The organism is Advenella kashmirensis WT001 (genome assembly GCF_000219915.2).
Lineage (GTDB): Bacteria > Pseudomonadota > Gammaproteobacteria > Burkholderiales > Burkholderiaceae_B > Advenella > Advenella kashmirensis.
The window spans coordinates 952,208-967,789 of sequence record NC_017964.1 but is presented as its reverse complement, the minus strand read 5'-3'; the positions used below and the strand labels follow the sequence as shown (position 1 = coordinate 967,789).

At 56.1% G+C, this 15,582-nt stretch carries 18 protein-coding genes and 3 pseudogenes; 19 read left to right on the top strand and 2 right to left on the bottom strand.

Going from position 1 to position 15,582, the window contains the following annotated elements; all coding sequences use genetic code 11:
- Positions 1-119: 119 nt before the first annotated feature.
- From TKWG_RS25805 to TKWG_RS04545, 4 genes and pseudogenes are all read left to right on the top strand, one after another.
- Positions 120-566, top strand: a complete 447-nt coding sequence (locus TKWG_RS25805) for a tripartite tricarboxylate transporter substrate-binding protein (protein ID WP_264300275.1) — start codon at positions 120-122, stop codon at positions 564-566.
- A complete protein-coding gene (locus TKWG_RS04555; protein WP_264300274.1) occupies positions 526-1,071 on the top strand; it encodes a Bug family tripartite tricarboxylate transporter substrate binding protein in 546 nt (181 codons plus the stop codon). Before TKWG_RS25805 ends, TKWG_RS04555 begins: the two co-directional genes overlap by 41 nt.
- Positions 1,061-1,597, top strand: coding sequence for a tripartite tricarboxylate transporter TctB family protein (locus TKWG_RS04550; RefSeq protein ID WP_014749696.1), 537 nt, complete (start codon positions 1,061-1,063; stop codon positions 1,595-1,597). The genes TKWG_RS04555 and TKWG_RS04550 overlap by 11 nt, the downstream gene beginning before the upstream one ends.
- A pseudogene (locus TKWG_RS04545) lies at positions 1,598-3,085 on the top strand (tripartite tricarboxylate transporter permease). It abuts the gene before it with no gap.
- 143 nt (positions 3,086-3,228) lie between these two features.
- Here TKWG_RS04545 and TKWG_RS04540 read toward each other — a convergent pair.
- The gene (locus tag TKWG_RS04540; RefSeq protein WP_014749695.1) at positions 3,229-3,948 is read right to left on the bottom strand and encodes a LysR family substrate-binding domain-containing protein; all 720 of its coding nucleotides are present in this window, start codon (positions 3,946-3,948) and stop codon (positions 3,229-3,231) included.
- A gap of 39 nt (positions 3,949-3,987) precedes the next feature.
- Positions 3,988-4,112, bottom strand: a pseudogene (locus TKWG_RS26875) (LysR family transcriptional regulator); the annotation flags it as partial.
- Between the two features lie 142 nt (positions 4,113-4,254).
- Between TKWG_RS26875 and TKWG_RS25800 the strand changes: the two are divergent.
- The 15 genes and pseudogenes from TKWG_RS25800 to TKWG_RS04480 all read left to right on the top strand — a co-directional run bounded on the left by TKWG_RS25800 (position 4,255) and on the right by TKWG_RS04480 (position 15,547).
- A complete protein-coding gene (locus tag TKWG_RS25800; RefSeq protein ID WP_081489219.1) occupies positions 4,255-4,812 on the top strand; it encodes an amidohydrolase family protein in 558 nt (185 codons plus the stop codon).
- Positions 4,701-5,021 (top strand): amidohydrolase family protein, encoded by a 321-nt coding sequence (locus TKWG_RS25795; protein ID WP_081489218.1) that lies wholly within the window; start codon positions 4,701-4,703, stop codon positions 5,019-5,021. Before TKWG_RS25800 ends, TKWG_RS25795 begins: the two co-directional genes overlap by 112 nt.
- Complete coding sequence (locus TKWG_RS04530; protein ID WP_148274471.1) at positions 5,011-5,970, top strand: tripartite tricarboxylate transporter substrate binding protein; 960 nt, start codon at positions 5,011-5,013, stop codon at positions 5,968-5,970. The genes TKWG_RS25795 and TKWG_RS04530 overlap by 11 nt, the downstream gene beginning before the upstream one ends.
- 387 nt (positions 5,971-6,357) lie before the next feature.
- Positions 6,358-7,299 (top strand): LysR substrate-binding domain-containing protein, encoded by a 942-nt coding sequence (locus TKWG_RS04525; protein ID WP_014749691.1) that lies wholly within the window; start codon positions 6,358-6,360, stop codon positions 7,297-7,299.
- A 123-nt stretch (positions 7,300-7,422) separates the two neighbouring features.
- Entirely contained in the window at positions 7,423-8,070 is a 648-nt protein-coding gene (locus TKWG_RS26405) for an extracellular solute-binding protein (protein ID WP_322786601.1), read from the top strand.
- A complete protein-coding gene (locus tag TKWG_RS26400; protein ID WP_322786600.1) occupies positions 8,067-8,462 on the top strand; it encodes an extracellular solute-binding protein in 396 nt (131 codons plus the stop codon). Before TKWG_RS26405 ends, TKWG_RS26400 begins: the two co-directional genes overlap by 4 nt.
- A complete protein-coding gene (locus TKWG_RS04515) occupies positions 8,463-9,521 on the top strand; it encodes an ABC transporter ATP-binding protein (RefSeq protein WP_014749690.1) in 1,059 nt (352 codons plus the stop codon).
- A gap of 14 nt (positions 9,522-9,535) precedes the next feature.
- The gene (locus TKWG_RS04510) at positions 9,536-10,399 is read left to right on the top strand and encodes an ABC transporter permease (RefSeq protein ID WP_014749689.1); all 864 of its coding nucleotides are present in this window, start codon (positions 9,536-9,538) and stop codon (positions 10,397-10,399) included.
- Positions 10,396-11,190 (top strand): ABC transporter permease, encoded by a 795-nt coding sequence (locus TKWG_RS04505; RefSeq protein ID WP_014749688.1) that lies wholly within the window; start codon positions 10,396-10,398, stop codon positions 11,188-11,190. The genes TKWG_RS04510 and TKWG_RS04505 overlap by 4 nt, the downstream gene beginning before the upstream one ends.
- 1 nt (position 11,191) lies before the next feature.
- Positions 11,192-11,896, top strand: coding sequence for an NAD(P)/FAD-dependent oxidoreductase (locus tag TKWG_RS25790; RefSeq protein ID WP_202947767.1), 705 nt, complete (start codon positions 11,192-11,194; stop codon positions 11,894-11,896).
- Positions 11,893-12,312 carry an NAD(P)/FAD-dependent oxidoreductase gene (locus TKWG_RS25785; protein WP_202947766.1) on the top strand — a complete coding sequence of 140 codons (420 nt, stop codon included), beginning with the start codon at positions 11,893-11,895 and terminating at the stop codon, positions 12,310-12,312. Before TKWG_RS25790 ends, TKWG_RS25785 begins: the two co-directional genes overlap by 4 nt.
- Positions 12,309-12,650, top strand: a complete 342-nt coding sequence (locus TKWG_RS04495) for a (2Fe-2S)-binding protein (RefSeq protein WP_014749687.1) — start codon at positions 12,309-12,311, stop codon at positions 12,648-12,650. Before TKWG_RS25785 ends, TKWG_RS04495 begins: the two co-directional genes overlap by 4 nt.
- Positions 12,647-14,031, top strand: a pseudogene (locus TKWG_RS04490) (FAD/NAD(P)-dependent oxidoreductase). The gene TKWG_RS04495 and the pseudogene TKWG_RS04490 overlap by 4 nt, the downstream one beginning before the upstream one ends.
- Before the next feature lie 26 nt (positions 14,032-14,057).
- Entirely contained in the window at positions 14,058-14,411 is a 354-nt protein-coding gene (locus TKWG_RS04485) for a RidA family protein (RefSeq protein ID WP_014749686.1), read from the top strand.
- A complete protein-coding gene (locus TKWG_RS04480; protein ID WP_264300294.1) occupies positions 14,408-15,547 on the top strand; it encodes an NAD(P)/FAD-dependent oxidoreductase in 1,140 nt (379 codons plus the stop codon). Before TKWG_RS04485 ends, TKWG_RS04480 begins: the two co-directional genes overlap by 4 nt.
- Positions 15,548-15,582: the final 35 nt, after the last annotated feature.

Here is a 15,582-nt window from a genome sequence, read left to right as displayed (position 1 = left end):
CACCGCCCCTGGCCGCCGGCTCCCTTTCCCGCTCCCTTTCCCTTATTGACAATACCTCCTGATCCAACCTATTCTTCTCTGAATTATTACCAATTACAACAAACCCTTTCGGAGCGGACATGAAACTATCAGGCATCCTGCGGTCGTGCATTGCGGCCACCACATTTTTTGCTGCAGCAGCCAGCGCACAGGTCAGCGTCATGCTGCCGGCCAACCCCGGCGGCGGCTGGGATGGAACGGGCCGGCAGGCCTTCTCGGCCATGAACAAGGCCGGCATTTATACCGGTAGCGTCAACTTCACCAACAAGGGCGGTGCCGGCGGCACCATCGGTCTGGCCGAGTTCCAGAATGGCACCAGCGGCAAACCGGATAATCTGGCGGTATTTGGCGCCATTACCGTGGGCGCAATCACGCTTAACAAATCACCGGTCGATCTGTCCAAGTTCAAACCGGTAGCACGCCTGACGGCAGAGTACCTGGTGCTTGCAGTACGCCCAGACTCTCCTTACAAAACGCTGGCTGATTTTGCCAAGCACTCAAGGAAAATCCGGGTGGCACACCGGTAGGCGGCGGCTCGGCCGGTGGAGTGGATCATATTGCCCTGGCCCTGCTGGCCAGGCAAGCGGCACTGCAGTTAACAAACTCAATTACATCCCGCAGGCCGGCGGCGCCGATACCGTCACCGGTATTGTGAACGGCACACTCAAGGCCGGCATCTCGGGCATCTCCGAATTTCAGCAATTTGCCAAGTCCGGCCGCGTCAAAATACTGGGTATCACCTCGGCAGAGCGCATGAAAGGGCTGGATGCGCCCACCTTCAAAGAAGCCGGCTACGATGTCGAACTGGCAAACTGGCGTGGCGTTCTGGGTTCTGTGGACATGCCCGAAGACAACTACAAAGTTTGGGTTGACCGCTTCACCAAACTGAATGAGAGCGATGCCTGGAAGCAAACCATGGCCACTCAGGGTTGGGACCAGTTCTTCCTGGCCGGACCTGAATTTGGCAGCTTCATCAAGGATGAAAGTGACCGTATCAACAAAATCCTGAAGGACGCAGGTCTTGCAAAATAAGGAAACACCATCGCCGACAGGCGCAACACCGGCGGGGCCAGAAGCTGCGGCGCCTGGCGCCCGGCCCTGGTGGCTGGGTATTGCCGTCATAGTCCTGGGCTGTATCTGCCTGTATGCCACAACCACGTTGCCCGCGACGGCACAGTACGCGGCTATCGGCCCGGGCATGTTTGTTACCATTGCCGGCGGTGGCCTGCTGTTGCTGGGCATTTTGCTGTTGATTCAAATTGCCCGAGGCGAACGTTTCGAAGCACAGGATGCGGAAAATGCCGCGGGCAATCTGCCCATGGACAAGCGGGCTTTCTTTACCGCGCTTGCCGCCACCATCGTACCGGCACTCACCATGGAGGCACTGGGCCTGCCCATTACCGCCATGCTGTCGTTCATGCTGGTCGCGCGCGCTTTCGGTTCAAAAAAAACAATCATTGACCTGATCACCGGCGCCATTCTGGGCTCGGTGTGCTGGTTTCTTTTTTCGCGCCTGGGTCTGCAACTAGGCGGTTTTCTTCCCCTGGCAGGCTTCTGAATGGATACCTTCGGCTTATTACTGCAGGGCTTTGATGTTGCCCTGCAACCCATGAATCTTTTCTGGGCGCTGGTCGGCTCCGTGCTTGGCACCGCCATTGGCATCCTGCCGGGCATCGGCCCGGCGCTGACCATTGCACTGCTGCTGCCGGTCACCGTGTCCGTGGGACCGGTCTCGGCGTTCATCATGTTCGCCGGCGTTCTCTACGGCGCGATGTACGGCGGTTCCACCACATCGATTCTGATCAATACCCCCGGCGAAGCGGCTCCATGATGACGGCACTGGAGGGCAACAAAATGGCGCGCTCCGGGCGCGGGGCTGCGGCGCTGGCCACGGCGGCGGTCGGTTCCTTCGTCGCCGGCACCATCGCCACCCTCCTGCTGACCTTCGCGGCGCCGTCCATTGCCGAGCTGGCGTTCTACTTCAAACCGGCAGACTATTTTGCGCTCACCGTTCTGGCCTTTACGTCCGTCGCCGTGGTCATGGGAACTTCACGGGTTCGCGGCTTTGTTTCCCTGTTCATTGGTCTGGCACTTGGGGTTATCGGCATCGACAAGATGACCGGGCAGCCGCGCATGACCTTTGGCGCCAGCTCGCTGCTCGATGGGATGGAGCTCACGGTGGTGCTGGTATCGCTGTTTGCTATCGGTGAAATTATTTATGTTGCCAGCCGCTACCGGCATCAAAGCGACGATGTGCTGCCCATCAAAGGCAGTATCTGGATGACCAAAGAGGAATGGAAACGCTCATTCATGCCCTGGTTGCGTGGTACCGCCATCGGCTTTCCCATGGGCGCTCTGCCCGGCGGTGGCTCCGAGATTCCAACCATGCTTTCCTACACGCTGGAAAAGAAGCTGTGCAAAAAGAAAGAGGAATTCGGTACCACCGGCGCCATTGAAGGCGTTGCCGGTCCTGAAGCGGCGAACAATGCGGCGGCCGCCGGCGTACTTGTCCCCTTGCTGACACTGAGACTGCCAACCTCTGCCACCGCGGCTATTTTGCTGGCGGCGTTCCAGAACTTCGGACTGCAGCCCGGCCCGTTTCTGTTTACCTCCAACCCGGAACTCATCTGGGGGCTGATTGCCTCCCTGTATGTCGGGAATGTGATGCTGCTGATCCTGAACCTGCCGCTGGTGGGCATGTGGGTCAAGTTGCTGCTAATTCCCAAGCCGCAACTGTATGCAGGCATTCTGGTGTTCGCCATGATCGGTATCTGGGGCGTATCGGGCTCAACCTTTGACCTGGCCTGCATGGTGATCGTTGGCCTGATGGGATATGTCATGCGCGTCTATGACTTTCCCATTGCACCCATTCTGATCGGCCTGATCCTGGGCCCATGGCCGAGAACCAGCTACGCACGGCCCTGGCCGCTGCCCAGGCAACCCGGCCGTGCTGGTCGAAACGCCCATTTCAATTGTCATTCTGATCGTATCTGCGCTGTTTCTGCTGGCGCCCATTGTTTTGCGCAAGCTGCGCAAGGCGGCATAAGGCCACGCTATTGTTATCTGCTCCCGTAGCCATCGTCAGTGTCTGGCAACGGGAGCAGTAACGAACACCAGCCGCTTCTGGTCCAGCGCCCGCGCCACCTACCGGTTCCCTGGCTCTTGTGCCTGCCACGGCGCCAGCAACGGCTAGCCCGCTACGCCAGCAAGATCACCAAACATGGCGCGTACAATAGGCTGATGCTTGGCCGTGAACAATGCCACCAGATCCAGGTCCGGCAGTGCATCATCGGCCACATCACAAAATCGCACACCATCAAATCCGATAGACCGAATCCAGTTCGGCAACAATCCGACTCCCAGGTCTGCAGCCACACAGGCGAGCACGGTCAGGGTGCGGTTTGCATATTGGTTCACACTTACTGTGAGGCCCGAGCCAGTAAACGCGTTGAGAATATCAGTATGCAACGCAGGCAATTGCGAGGCCGGATAAAGCACCAATCCATGACGGGCAATTTCCGCCAGCCGAATACTGTCCTTCCTGTAAGTGACTGCGCTTTCGGGGATGGCAGCAATCAGCTTTTCGCGGCATACGGTCAACTGATGAACGCGCCCTTCCAGGTTGACCGGCGAGTGCACCAGTGCAATATCCAGATTGCCTTCGTGAATTTGCCTGACTTGCTCCTCGTTGCTGAGCTCCAGCAACGTTACATGCAACTGTGGTGCGATCGCCTTGAGTTTTCGCAGCGCTGTCGGCAGGATATTGAAAAGCGCGGACGACACAATCCCGATATTCAAGTTACCGCTAAAGCCGGATCTGGCCATTTGCACTTTGTGGCTGACCTGGTCAAGATAAAAACTGCCCTTTTTAAGATCGTCATAAATCAGGCGGGCAGCGTCTGTTGGCATGGCACCCCGTCTTGATCGCACAAAAAGGTGCGTGCCAAGCTTTTTTTCCAGGCGGGCAATCGACTGGCTCAGGCCGGCTGGGCCATTCCCAATGCATCGGCCGATTTACTGATGGAACCGAGTTCGAAGACGGATAAAAAATATTTAATCTGATTTATTTCCATATCACTATGTTATGAATAATTATCATAAACATAATATATCAATATGCGATCGTTCTCTAGAATAGCCATCATATTAATCGGGAATGATCATGCCGCAAGCAGTTATCGATAGCCATGCACACGTTTTTTCCAGGGACTTGCACTGGCGCCCGGGCGTCGCTATGCGCCCAGCTATGACGCCACGCTGGACCAATATCTGGCACTACTGGATCAGCATCAGGTGGCGTACGGCGTGCTGGTTCAGCCCAGTTTTCTTGGCACGGACAACAGCTACTTGCTAAACGCGCTGCACAAATCAGCGGGCCGTTGCGTCGGTGTTGCGGTAGTGGATCCTGCCTGCCATATCGAAGCGCTGGCTGCATTACGGGCGCAGGGCGTCAGAGGTATACGCCTGAATCTGTTTGGCGCAGGCGCTGTGGATTTGCGCCAGGGGCACTGGCAGCAACTGTTTACACACATCAAAGCATTGGATATGCACATCGAACTGCATGCCCCGTCGTCAATGCTGGAGCACTATATTGCTCCCATCCTGGTTCATGACGTTGCGCTGGTCGTCGACCACTTTGGTCGCCCGCAAATGGACCAGCTATGTCAGACCGACCAGCTTGCTATCTTTTGTCGCTTGCCGATAAGGGCCGGCTTTTTATCAAGGTCTCAGCCATTTATCGTATTTTCAGGCAGCCGCAGGTCGATTCACTGAACAGGCTTGTGTCACTTTTCATCCGTACGTTTTCATCAGAAAAACTCATGTGGGGAAGCGACTGGCCTCATACCCAGCATGAATCCGAACATCGGTTCAGCGACAGCCTCAACTGGGCCTTGCAGCACATCCAGCGGCCACAGGACCGGCAGAATATTCTGTATCGTACGGCCGCAGCATTCTATAACATCAAGGGAGATGACATATGAAATTATCCACAACGCTACTTGCCGCCATCACATTGTCTTTGGCCAGTGCTGCCCATGCAGCTATCCTGAAAAACCCGTAACCATGGTCGTAACCTATCCGCCGGGCGGTACGGTTGACGCAGTTGCCCGGCTCATCGGCCCCAGCCTGAGCAAAGCCCTGGGCCAGACGGTGATTATTGAAAACAAAGGCGGTGCCGGCGGCATGATCGGCGGCGCTTATGTTGCCCGAGCCAAACCGGATGGCTACACCATCATGCTGGATGCCTCAAACTTTGCACAAAATTTTGCCCTGCGCCAGAAAATGTCATTCAGTGCAGCAGATTTCGAACCGGTTTCCTTACTGCTCAAAGTGCCCAACGTGCTGGTGGTCAACCCACAGAGTGGATACCAAAACGTTGCCGATGTGATCAAAGCAGGACAGTCCGCCCAGCCTGCCCACTTTGCTTCTGCTGGGCCCGGCTCGGCACAGCATTTGGCAGGGGAACTGTTCAATCTTAAGGCCAAAACACATCTGTCGCACGTCGCGTACAAGGGTGGTGGTCCTGCTATGACAGACGTCATGGGAGGGCAGGTACCCATCATGTTTGCCAGCCTGGGATCGTCGTGGCCCCATATCAAGGCAGGCAAGCTGAAAGTCCTGGCTACCGGCGGCGACACGTCCTCAGCCCTGCTGCCCAACATTCCCACGCTTGAGAAAAGCGGTGTCCCGGATTTCTCATCCTATGAATGGAACGCAGTATTTGCGCCAAAAGATACACCGGCCGACGTCATACAGACTCTATCGACGGCAATAACAAAAGTACTGAAGGACCCGGATATTGCCAGTCGGCTGCAGGCATTGGGTGCGGATATTGAAGCCTCTACACCACAAGCGCTGCAGGCATTCGTTGATGCAGAAGAAACCAAGTGGCGTACGGTTGCCAAACAAGCCCATATCACCTTGGACTGACCAGACACACTGTAGCGGCAGGCGCGCTTGATGCACTCACGATCACACCTGGTGCGCGCCGCCTTTATCGCTCGCCGTGCCGACATGCCGGCCACCGCCAATGAATAATTATGCTGGTTGCATGCAAGCCCAGGCGCCTATAGCATCTGCAACGCGCCTTCCTGTGCCGTTTTAGAACAAAATTTTCGCCCGCCGGCACCATGCATGTCCCCGATTGGACGCATATTCTGCACTGAAAAGAAAAAAAATCGGCTTTGACGCAACGAATGCGCGTCACAGATGAATGCCTCCATCTAGGTGTTCTCCCTAGGTGAATTGGTATTATCCCTAGGACAACGATACGTCAATACCCCAATACACTTATCGTCCCGGCCGAGCCATCTCGGCATGATTCATCGATATTTTCCAGTTCGAGCAGGCAATGACACTAAGACAACTCGAGGCATTTCGCGCCCTCATGATCAGCCGTACCGTTACGAAGGCAGCGGAGTTTCTTTCCATCTCGCAACCTGCCACTACACGCTTGATATCCGATCTGGAAGCTTCTGTCGCTTTCCGCTATTTGAGCGACGCCAGGGCCGCCTTTTCCCGACACACGAAGCAGAAGAGCTGTTCAAGGAAGTCGAGCGCAGTCTGGTCGGCGTTCAGGAAATTGCCTATGCCGCCAGCCAGATCCAGAAAGCGCAAAAGGGCCAGTTCCATATTGCCGCGGCACCCTGCCTGGCCTCTGCGGCATTGCCTTTCCTGCTGCACAACTTCATGCAAGCGCATACCGACCTGTCGGTCAAGTTAACCACTCATGCCTCTACCACCATCATGGACATGGTACAGAATGCCAAGTGTGATCTTGGCATGGTCATTCTGTCCAGTGAATATCCCAGTCCGCTAGGCGAGCATTTGTTCTCGCTGGATTCGAAGATTGCCATTCCGCGCAACCATCCGCTGGCGCAGAAAAGCGAGATCCACGTCACCGACCTTCAGGGACAGACCATGATATTGGGGTCCCACGACATGGACACCCGCCAGGCGTTTGGCCTGTTACTGGTATCCCACGGCATCAAGGTATTCTCAAGCGTTGACACCAACACCTCGCAAACCATGTGCTCGTTCGTGGAGTCCGGCAATTGCCTGGCCATTGTCGATCCCATCACGGTGATAACGTATATCGGAAACAACATTGTGTTCAGGAATTTTTCACCGCGACTGATGGTCCATTTCAGTGCGCTTTATCGCGCCGACAAGCCGGCTTTGCGCGTGCTTAAGGATTTTGTGCACTACGTCAAAACAAATGTGACCATGACAATCGCACAAAACGGCAAGCTGCTTTAACGTGGTGAAAAAGCGTGTGCATGCCATAACACCATATTATGGACGGGCCAAAAAAAAGCATTTTACATAGCGGGCAGTGTTCTCTATTGTTATCCGTAAGTTGTTCCCCCCACCACGGAGAAAATGATGAAACGCAAGCTTATGACAATTGCCATAGCAGGTTTAATGGCTCCGGCAACCTCGATGGTATATGCGCAAACGCCCACGTTGTATCTGGGATCATACGGCGGTTCAACGCAAAAGGCATTTGAGGAAGATGTGCTTCCCGCGTTCGAAAAGGCCAACAACGTCAAGGTTGTTTATGTTCCGGGCAACTCGACCGATACACTGGGAAAACTGCAGGCTCAGAAAAGTAATCCTGAACTGGACGTGGTCATGCTTGATGACGGTCCTATGTATCAGGCAATGCAATTTGGCTTCTGCGACAAAATCGACAAAAGCGCGCCCGTATTCAAAGACCTGTACCCGATTGCTGACCTGGGACCCAATGCCCTGGGCATCGGACTGGTGGCCACCGGCTTGTTCTACAACGAGGAGGCTTTCAAAAAAGAAGGCATAACGCCGCCCACATCATGGCACGACCTGGAAAATCCCCAGTTCGAACAACGCACGGTCATACCGCCACTGAACAATACGTACGGCCTGCACACACTGGTGAAATTTGCCAAACTCAATGGCGGCGATGAAAAAAACCGGACCCCGGCTTTGATGCCATTATCAAAAAAATCAACCCGAATGTACTGGCCTGGGAACCCTCGCCTGGCGGCATGACCTCGCTGTTTCAAAACGGCGAAGCAATTATCGGCGTCTGGGGTAATGGTCGTGTAGAAACCCTCAGATCTACCGGCTTTCCAGTCAAATTCGTCTATCCCAAGGAAGGCGCCATGGCATTGCTCACAGCAGCCTGTCCTGTTGTCAAAAGCAATGTGCCTGAACTGGCCCAGAAACTGGTGCAGTATCTTGCCTCGCCTGAAATACAGATGGTTTTTGCGCGCACCCAAAGCTGGGGCCCGGTCAACAAAACCGTTAAGTTGCCTGCAGAGGACGCACAGCGCGTGGTGTATGGCGAGGCAGTCGACAAACTGGAAAAGACCGACTGGGATACAGTTAATGCCGTGCGCACGCAATGGAACGATCGCTGGAACCGGACAGTGGAGCGGTAAATGAGTTTTCTTTCTGTCAGAAACCTGGGCAAAGACTACGGCTCGGCCAGCGTGGTCAAATCCATGGATCTTGAAATCGAGCGCGGTGAGTTTGTCTCGCTGCTGGGCCCATCGGGTTGCGGCAAGACCACCACGCTGCAAATGATTGCCGGATTCACCGATCCCACCCGTGGCCAGGTCATTCTGGATGGCACGGACCTGACCGATATGCCGCCAGAAAAGCGTGATATCGGCGTGGTATTCCAAAGCTACGCGCTGTTCCCTCATATGACTGTCCAGGACAATATCAGTTTCGGCCTGGAAATGCGGAAAATGGCCAGAGCCCAACGCCGCGAGCGCATCAACGAAGTACTTGACATGGTCAGCCTGACAGGAATGGGCGAGCGCTACCCTGCCCAGCTCTCCGGCGGGCAGCGGCAACGTGTCGCGATCGCCCGTTCACTGGCCATCCAGCCCAGGCTGCTCCTGCTGGATGAACCCATGTCCAATCTGGACGCCAAGCTGCGCGAAAACATGCACATTGAGCTGCGTCGGATCCAGCGCAAACTGGGCATTACCACAATTCTGGTTACCCACGACCAGACCGAGGCGATGACCATGAGCGACCGTATTGCACTGATGAACGATGGATGCATTCAACAGCTGGCGCCGCCGCTCGAGGTATACCATAACCCCAGGACGCTGTTTGTATCCGGGTTTCTGGGCCGTGCCAATGTATTTGAAGGCACAATTGCGCGTAGCGATACGCCGGGCTATCAGGTCAGCAGCAATGGCCTGACCTTCGCGGTGTGCCTGCCGGAAAACCATCTTTTTCGTGCGGGCACGGCCAATATTATGATTCGACCCGAGAACGTCCGTTTTGCCGGCCCCGGCACTGCGGGCAAACTATCGGGAACGCTGTCCGAGGCCGTCTTTCTGGGCACGCACTGGCTATGTGAAGTGACAACGCCACTGGGCATGTGGTTTGTCTCGATCCAGACGCTCACCGCGCAGCCCGGCGAGACGGTTGCACTGGACTGGCAAGACTGCGATCTGCGTATTATCGCCGAGCAGCAGTAGGACAGGTGGCCCACATGCGTAAAGAACCCTATGCCCTGCTGGCGCCCGCACTCCTGCTGTTTTGCGGCATGCTCATCATTCCCATGCTGCTGGTTGCGGTGCTGTCCTTCTATGCTTTTAACGGCACCATCGGCATCATTCCGGATTTTTCGTTTGGCAACTATATAACCATCTTTTCGGACCCCTACTATGGGGAGATTTTCCTGCGCACCGCCGGTATGGCCTTGCTGGTCACCGCGATCTGCCTGGTCCTGGGCATTCCGGAAACGCTCATCCTGGCACGCATGCGCGCTCCGTGGCGCGGCATCTTCCTGGTCATGGTGCTGGGGCCTTTGCTGATTTCGGTTGTGGTGCGCACGCTGGGCTGGTCCATCCTGATGGGCCGACAAGGCCTCATCAACGATACCCTGCTCCTGCTTGGCCTGGTCGATTCGCCCATCCGCCTCACGTTCACGTTCACCGGCATGGTCATCGGCCTGGTGCACGTCATGGTGCCCTTCATGATTATTTCAATCTGGGCGACCCTGCGCAAGCTGGACCCCACCGTGGAATATGCGGGCCGCTCGCTTGGCGGCTCACCCCTCACCGTCTTTCGCCGGATTATTTTCCCGCAGTTAATGCCGGGGATACTATCAGGCTCCATTATCGTTTTCGCCCTGTCGGCGTCGGCATTTGCCACGCCTGCCATTTTGGGTGGGCGCCGTCTGAAAGTAGTGGCCACGGCTGCCTATGACGAATTTCTCAACTCCCTTAACTGGCCGTTGGGCGCCGCCATTGTGATCCTGCTGCTGATCGCCAACATCATCATTATCATGGGACTGAACCGCTACACCGAAAGAAAGTACCGCATGATCTTTTCTGCCGGAGAAAATGGATGAAACGCAATAGAACGCTCTCGCTGCTCTTTCATACGGCTTTCATGCTGTTTCTGCTGGCGCCCCTGCTCATCGTGATCGTTGTCTCGTTCACCGACAAAGGCTTCATTTCCTATCCGAGCGATGGGCTGTCATTGCGATGGTATCAGGCAGTGCTGGAAGAGCCGCGGATTACGCAATCTTTCTGGCTGTCCCTGAAACTGGCTACTTTCGCATCTACCATTGCCGTCTGCCTGGCGGTGCCGGCCGCGCTGGCGCTGACCCGTTTCCGTTTTCCGGGGCGCGATGCCGTCAGCGCATTCCTGATGTCGCCGCTCATGATTCCAAATGTGGTATTGGGCGTGTCGTTCCTGCGGTTTTTCAATATCGCCGGGCTATCGGGATCGGTATTCTGGCTGACTATGACACATGTCATTTTCATTTTTCCCTATTCCCTGCGTCTGGTCCTGGCGTCAGCTACCGGCATGGACCGGGAAGTTGAAATGGCAGCAAGATCGCTTGGCGCCGGCAAACGCCATGTATATGGCCGTATCATACTGCCATTGATCCTGCCCGGCCTGACCGGCGGCTGGCTGCTGTCCTTTATCCAGAGTTTCGATGAACTGACCATGACGGTATTCGTTGCAACACCGGGCACAACGACATTGCCGGTCTGGATGTATAACCATATTGCGCAAACCATTGATCCACTGATTACCTCTGTATCGGCAATACTTATTATTGCAACGGTAATAATGATGATCATCATGGACCGTCTGGTTGGCCTGGATAAAGTGTTGATTGGAAAAGGTTGAAATGTACAACACAGATATTATTGTAATAGGCGGCGGTATCGTCGGATCAAGCGTCGCCTATGGTTTGGCCCGTCAAAATGCAAAAGTGCTCATGCTTGACGAAGGCGACGTTGCCTTTCGTGCATCCAGGGGCAATTTCGGGCTGGTGTGGGTGCAGGGAAAAGGCTATGGCTTTTCTCCGTATACCCGCTGGACCATGCAATCGGCCCGCAACTGGCCGGCGCTGGCCCGCGAGCTTACCGAGAGCACCGGCATCGATCCCTATCTGCAGCAGCCGGGCGGCTTTGTATTCTTTACCAATCAGGCAGAAATGGACGAAAGGCAGCAACTGATGCGCCACATCCAGGCCTCGGTAGACGAAAAGTATGACTACACGTTTATGACGCCGACAGAAGTACGCAAGTATATTCCTGCGATCGGCCCCAAGGTGATCGGCGCCTGCTATACGCCCATGGATGGCCATGCCAACCCACTGAAGCTGTTGCCCGCGTTGCAGCAGGGTGCCCGCCAGTTGGGTGTGGACTACCGCTACAACAACCCTGTCGAGCATATCGATTATCGGTCAGGCAACTTTATCGTGACCACACGCGCCGGTGAAAAATATACCGGAAAAAAAGTGGTGCTTTGCGCGGGCCTGGGCAATAAGCGATTAGGTAACTTTGTTGGCCTGCACGTGCCGGTCGAACCGAATCAGGCCAGGTCATGATCGGCGAGCGCTGTGCTCCCTTTTTGTCCTATCCCACCATGCATGTGCGACAGACCAATGAAGGCACGATACAGATCGGCGATTCGCTGGAAGACGTTGGCTATGACGACACAACACGACTGTCATTACAGCAGGCCATCGCCCGACGGGCCATCGATTACTTCCCGGCGCTGGCCGACATGCGCATCATTCGCTGCTGGGCGGCGCTGCGGATTATGTCGCCTGACGGCGTGCCGATCTACCAGGAGTCGTCCGACATGCCCGGCGCCTACGTCGTGACCTGTCACAGCGGCATCACACTGGCGGCCAATCACGTTTTCACGATTCCCGACTGGATTCTGCGCGGCGCCGCTGCCCAGACCATCGCCCCATTCTCAAACCAGCGCTTCTGCAATTTGACCAGAGATCCATCATGAACACAGTACTTTTCAGAACCGTGCAGACCGACAGGAGCGAGGCATCTGCCCAGACCGTGTCCTTTGATTTCGAAGGCCGGCAATTGCATGCCCCAAAAGGCATTACCGTCGCTGCGGCACTCATACAGAACCAGGTTTTGCATTTTCGTGACTCGCCTGTCAGCGGCCAGCCGCGCGCCCCATACTGCCAAATGGGTGTCTGCTTCGAATGCCTGGTGCAGATCAATGGCGTACAAAACCGACAAAGCTGCATGACAACCATCGAAGAAGGCATGGTTATCCGGATGCAGCAGGGCCAGACCACGTTTACGGTGATTCAGACAGGTGAAGAGCAATGAGTACACACACGAACGTCGCCATCATCGGCGCGGGACCTGCCGGCATGATGGCCGCGGCCAGACTGGCAAGCCGGAATCACTCGGTTACCGTTCTGGATGAACAGCCGCAGGCCGGTGGCCAGATATGGCGCAATATCATCGGCACCACAACCGGGTTGGCCGGCATACTGGGACCGGACTACGCGGCGGGTGCGACCGTGGCCGGGCAGTTTGCCGCCAGCGGCGTGCAACACCTGCGCGGCGCTACCGTATGGAACCTGACACGCGAGCGCCAGCTCCATTATCTGCACGAGGGGCAGACCCATACGCTGACTGCCGATGCAGTGATTCTGGCCACGGGCGCCATGGAACGGCCGTTTCCCATTCCGGGCTGGACTCTGCCTGGCGTCATGGGCGCCGGCGCCGCACAGGTATTGCTCAAGGGGTCCGGGACCGTACCTGCCACACCCGTTGTCATAGCCGGCTGCGGCCCCCTGCTCTATCTGATTTGCTGGCAATATTTGCGGGCCAATGTGCAGATTGCAGCCGTACTGGACACCAGCTCGGGCCGGGATATTTTTCACGCGAGTCCGGCCCTGCTCTCCGGGCTTGCTGCCTTCAAGGATATCCGCAAGGGCCTGTCCATGATCAACGCCATCAAGGAAAAAAGGATCCCCTTCTATCGCGGCGTGCAAAATTTGCAGGTGCGGGGCGAAGCCAGCGTGCGTTCAATCTCATTTGAACACCAGGGGCAAACGCATGAGCTCGATACCAATCTGGTACTGCTGCATCAGGCGTCGTTCCCAACACTCAATTTACCTGGCTGTTGCGCGCCGCACACGACTGGTCCGACACAGGTGCCTGCTGGATCCCCAAAGCAGACGCATGGGGCCGGCTGCACGACATTGAAGGTATTTACCTTGCCGGTGACGGCCAGGGTATTGCCGGCGCCCAGGCTGCCGTTACCCGCGGCGAGCTTGCCGCCATGGCCGTAGACGCCCAGCTGGATCCGGCGCAGGCAACATCGCTCGATAGCCGCAGCACACCCTTGCTGTCCCGACTGAAAAAGGACATGGCGCTGCGCCCGTTTCTGGATGCCGCCTACATGCCCAAACGCGAAAACCGGATTCCGCAAGACGACACGATTGTGTGTCGCTGCGAAGAAGTGACTGCCGGGCAAATTCGGGATTTCGTCAAGCAAGGCTGCATGGGGCCAAACCAGGCCAAGTCATTCAGCCGCTGCGGGATGGGCCCGTGCCAGGGTCGCATGTGCGGGCTCACGGTGACCGAAGTGATTGCCGACCAGTTAAAGGTTGCACAGGATCAGGTCGGCTACTACCGGATCCGCGCCCCGCTCAAGCCGGTTACACTGGCAGAGCTGGCCAATGCCACCGATTCCTAATTCTGATTTTTTTACAGGAGTAAACGATGTCAACAATAGAACGTTTCGAAACCAACAAGCGGATGAGCCGTGTCGTCAAATACAACGGCATTCTTTTTCTGAGTGGCCTGACAGGTGATAATCCTGACGAGGACGTGCAGGGACAAACCCGCAGCATTCTGGCGAAAATTGAAAAACATCTGCAAGCACACGGTTCATCCAAAGACAAAATCCTGACGGCGCAGATCTGGCTCAAGGATATTGACCGCGATTTTGCAGGCATGAATGAAGTCTGGGACAGCTGGCTTCCCGAAGGCACCGCGCCTACACGCGCCACCGGTGAATCCAAACTGGCGGCGCCCAAGCTGCTGGTTGAGATCATCGTCTCGGCTGCCGTATAAGCGAACGTAAAAGGCAACCCATGAGTCACCCTGTCGAATGTGATGTCATCATTGTCGGTGGCGGTATTCATGGTGTTGCTGCAGCCTATTTTCTGAGCAAAAAAGGACTCTCTGTTGTCTTGCTTGAACGGGACACGTGTGGTCGCTGTGCGTCCGGTGTCAATGCCGGTGGCGTGCGAACCCTGGGTCGCGTACTGCCCGAGATCCCGCTGTCTCTGGCATCCTCCCAGCTGTGGCAAACGCTTGATTTTCTGCACGGTTTTGATGGCGCTTTTGTGCGAACCGGACAAATCAAGGTTGCCGAATCCGAACAGGATATGCAAATTCTGCGCGAGCGCCGGGATCTGCTTGCCAAACACGGTTTTCACCACGAAAAACTGATAGACAAGGACCAGGTGCGACAGATCGTGCCAGCCATTGCCGCGCACGTTGAAGGCGCCTTGTGGGTAAGCACAGATGGTTTTGCCTTTCCCTATCTGATCGTTCAAGCCTTTGCCCATCAGGCCCGCAAGTACGGTGCACAGATACGAGAGCAATCACCCGTCAATGCCATAGAAAAGAGTGGCAACCATTGGCGCGTAAGTACGCCAGAACACACTATTGCCGGCAAAAAACTCCTGCTGTGCGCTGGCGTCTGGACCGCCGAGCTGGCGCGCCTTTGCGGGGAACACATCCCGGTCACGCCTGGCGGCCTGATGCTCATGGTGACCCAGCGCGTACCGCATTTTATCAACCCGGTCCTGGGTGCCACCAGCCGCGGCCTGTCCTTCAAGCAGTTTGCCAATGGCACAGTCGTCATTGGCGGCGCGCTGGAGTGTGAGGCCGATGCCAGGCAAAACCATGCAGAACTGGACTTTTCCCGACTGGCCAACAGCGCCCGCATCGTGACCGACCTTTTTCCGTTTCTCAAAAATGTGAGCATTACCCGGGCCTGGTCCGGGATTGATGGCTATGCCCCGGACCACACCAGCATTATCGGGCCCAGTGCATCGGTGGACAATTTGTATTACGCTTGTGGTTTTTCATCCAGCGGCTTTCAGTTGGGACCGGCATCGGGCCAGTATCTGGCAGAGCTGATCACAGACCATGCTCCCAATCCGCTGCACCAGGGCCTGTTACCGGCTCGCTTTTGCTGAATGCAGCAAGACCGAGCTCTCACTCCAATCATGTA

Bases quoted from the DNA above. Each gene is read 5' to 3' on its own strand.
- TKWG_RS04510 (WP_014749689.1), top strand. From the start codon at position 9,536: ATGCGTAAAGAACCCTATGCCCTGCTGGCGCCCGCACTCCTGCTGTTT.
- TKWG_RS04485 (WP_014749686.1), top strand. From the start codon at position 14,058: ATGTCAACAATAGAACGTTTCGAAACCAACAAGCGGATGAGCCGTGTC.
- TKWG_RS26405 (WP_322786601.1), top strand. From the start codon at position 7,423: ATGATGAAACGCAAGCTTATGACAATTGCCATAGCAGGTTTAATGGCT.
- TKWG_RS25785 (WP_202947766.1), top strand. From the start codon at position 11,893: ATGATCGGCGAGCGCTGTGCTCCCTTTTTGTCCTATCCCACCATGCAT.
- TKWG_RS04495 (WP_014749687.1), top strand. From the start codon at position 12,309: ATGAACACAGTACTTTTCAGAACCGTGCAGACCGACAGGAGCGAGGCA.
- TKWG_RS04505 (WP_014749688.1), top strand. From the start codon at position 10,396: ATGAAACGCAATAGAACGCTCTCGCTGCTCTTTCATACGGCTTTCATG.
- TKWG_RS04540 (WP_014749695.1), bottom strand. From the start codon at position 3,948: ATGCCAACAGACGCTGCCCGCCTGATTTATGACGATCTTAAAAAGGGC.
- TKWG_RS25795 (WP_081489218.1), top strand. From the start codon at position 4,701: ATGTCAGACCGACCAGCTTGCTATCTTTTGTCGCTTGCCGATAAGGGC.
- TKWG_RS04525 (WP_014749691.1), top strand. From the start codon at position 6,358: ATGATTCATCGATATTTTCCAGTTCGAGCAGGCAATGACACTAAGACA.
- TKWG_RS04530 (WP_148274471.1), top strand. From the start codon at position 5,011: ATGACATATGAAATTATCCACAACGCTACTTGCCGCCATCACATTGTC.
- TKWG_RS26400 (WP_322786600.1), top strand. From the start codon at position 8,067: ATGACCTCGCTGTTTCAAAACGGCGAAGCAATTATCGGCGTCTGGGGT.
- TKWG_RS04515 (WP_014749690.1), top strand. From the start codon at position 8,463: ATGAGTTTTCTTTCTGTCAGAAACCTGGGCAAAGACTACGGCTCGGCC.
- TKWG_RS25805 (WP_264300275.1), top strand. From the start codon at position 120: ATGAAACTATCAGGCATCCTGCGGTCGTGCATTGCGGCCACCACATTT.
- TKWG_RS25790 (WP_202947767.1), top strand. From the start codon at position 11,192: ATGTACAACACAGATATTATTGTAATAGGCGGCGGTATCGTCGGATCA.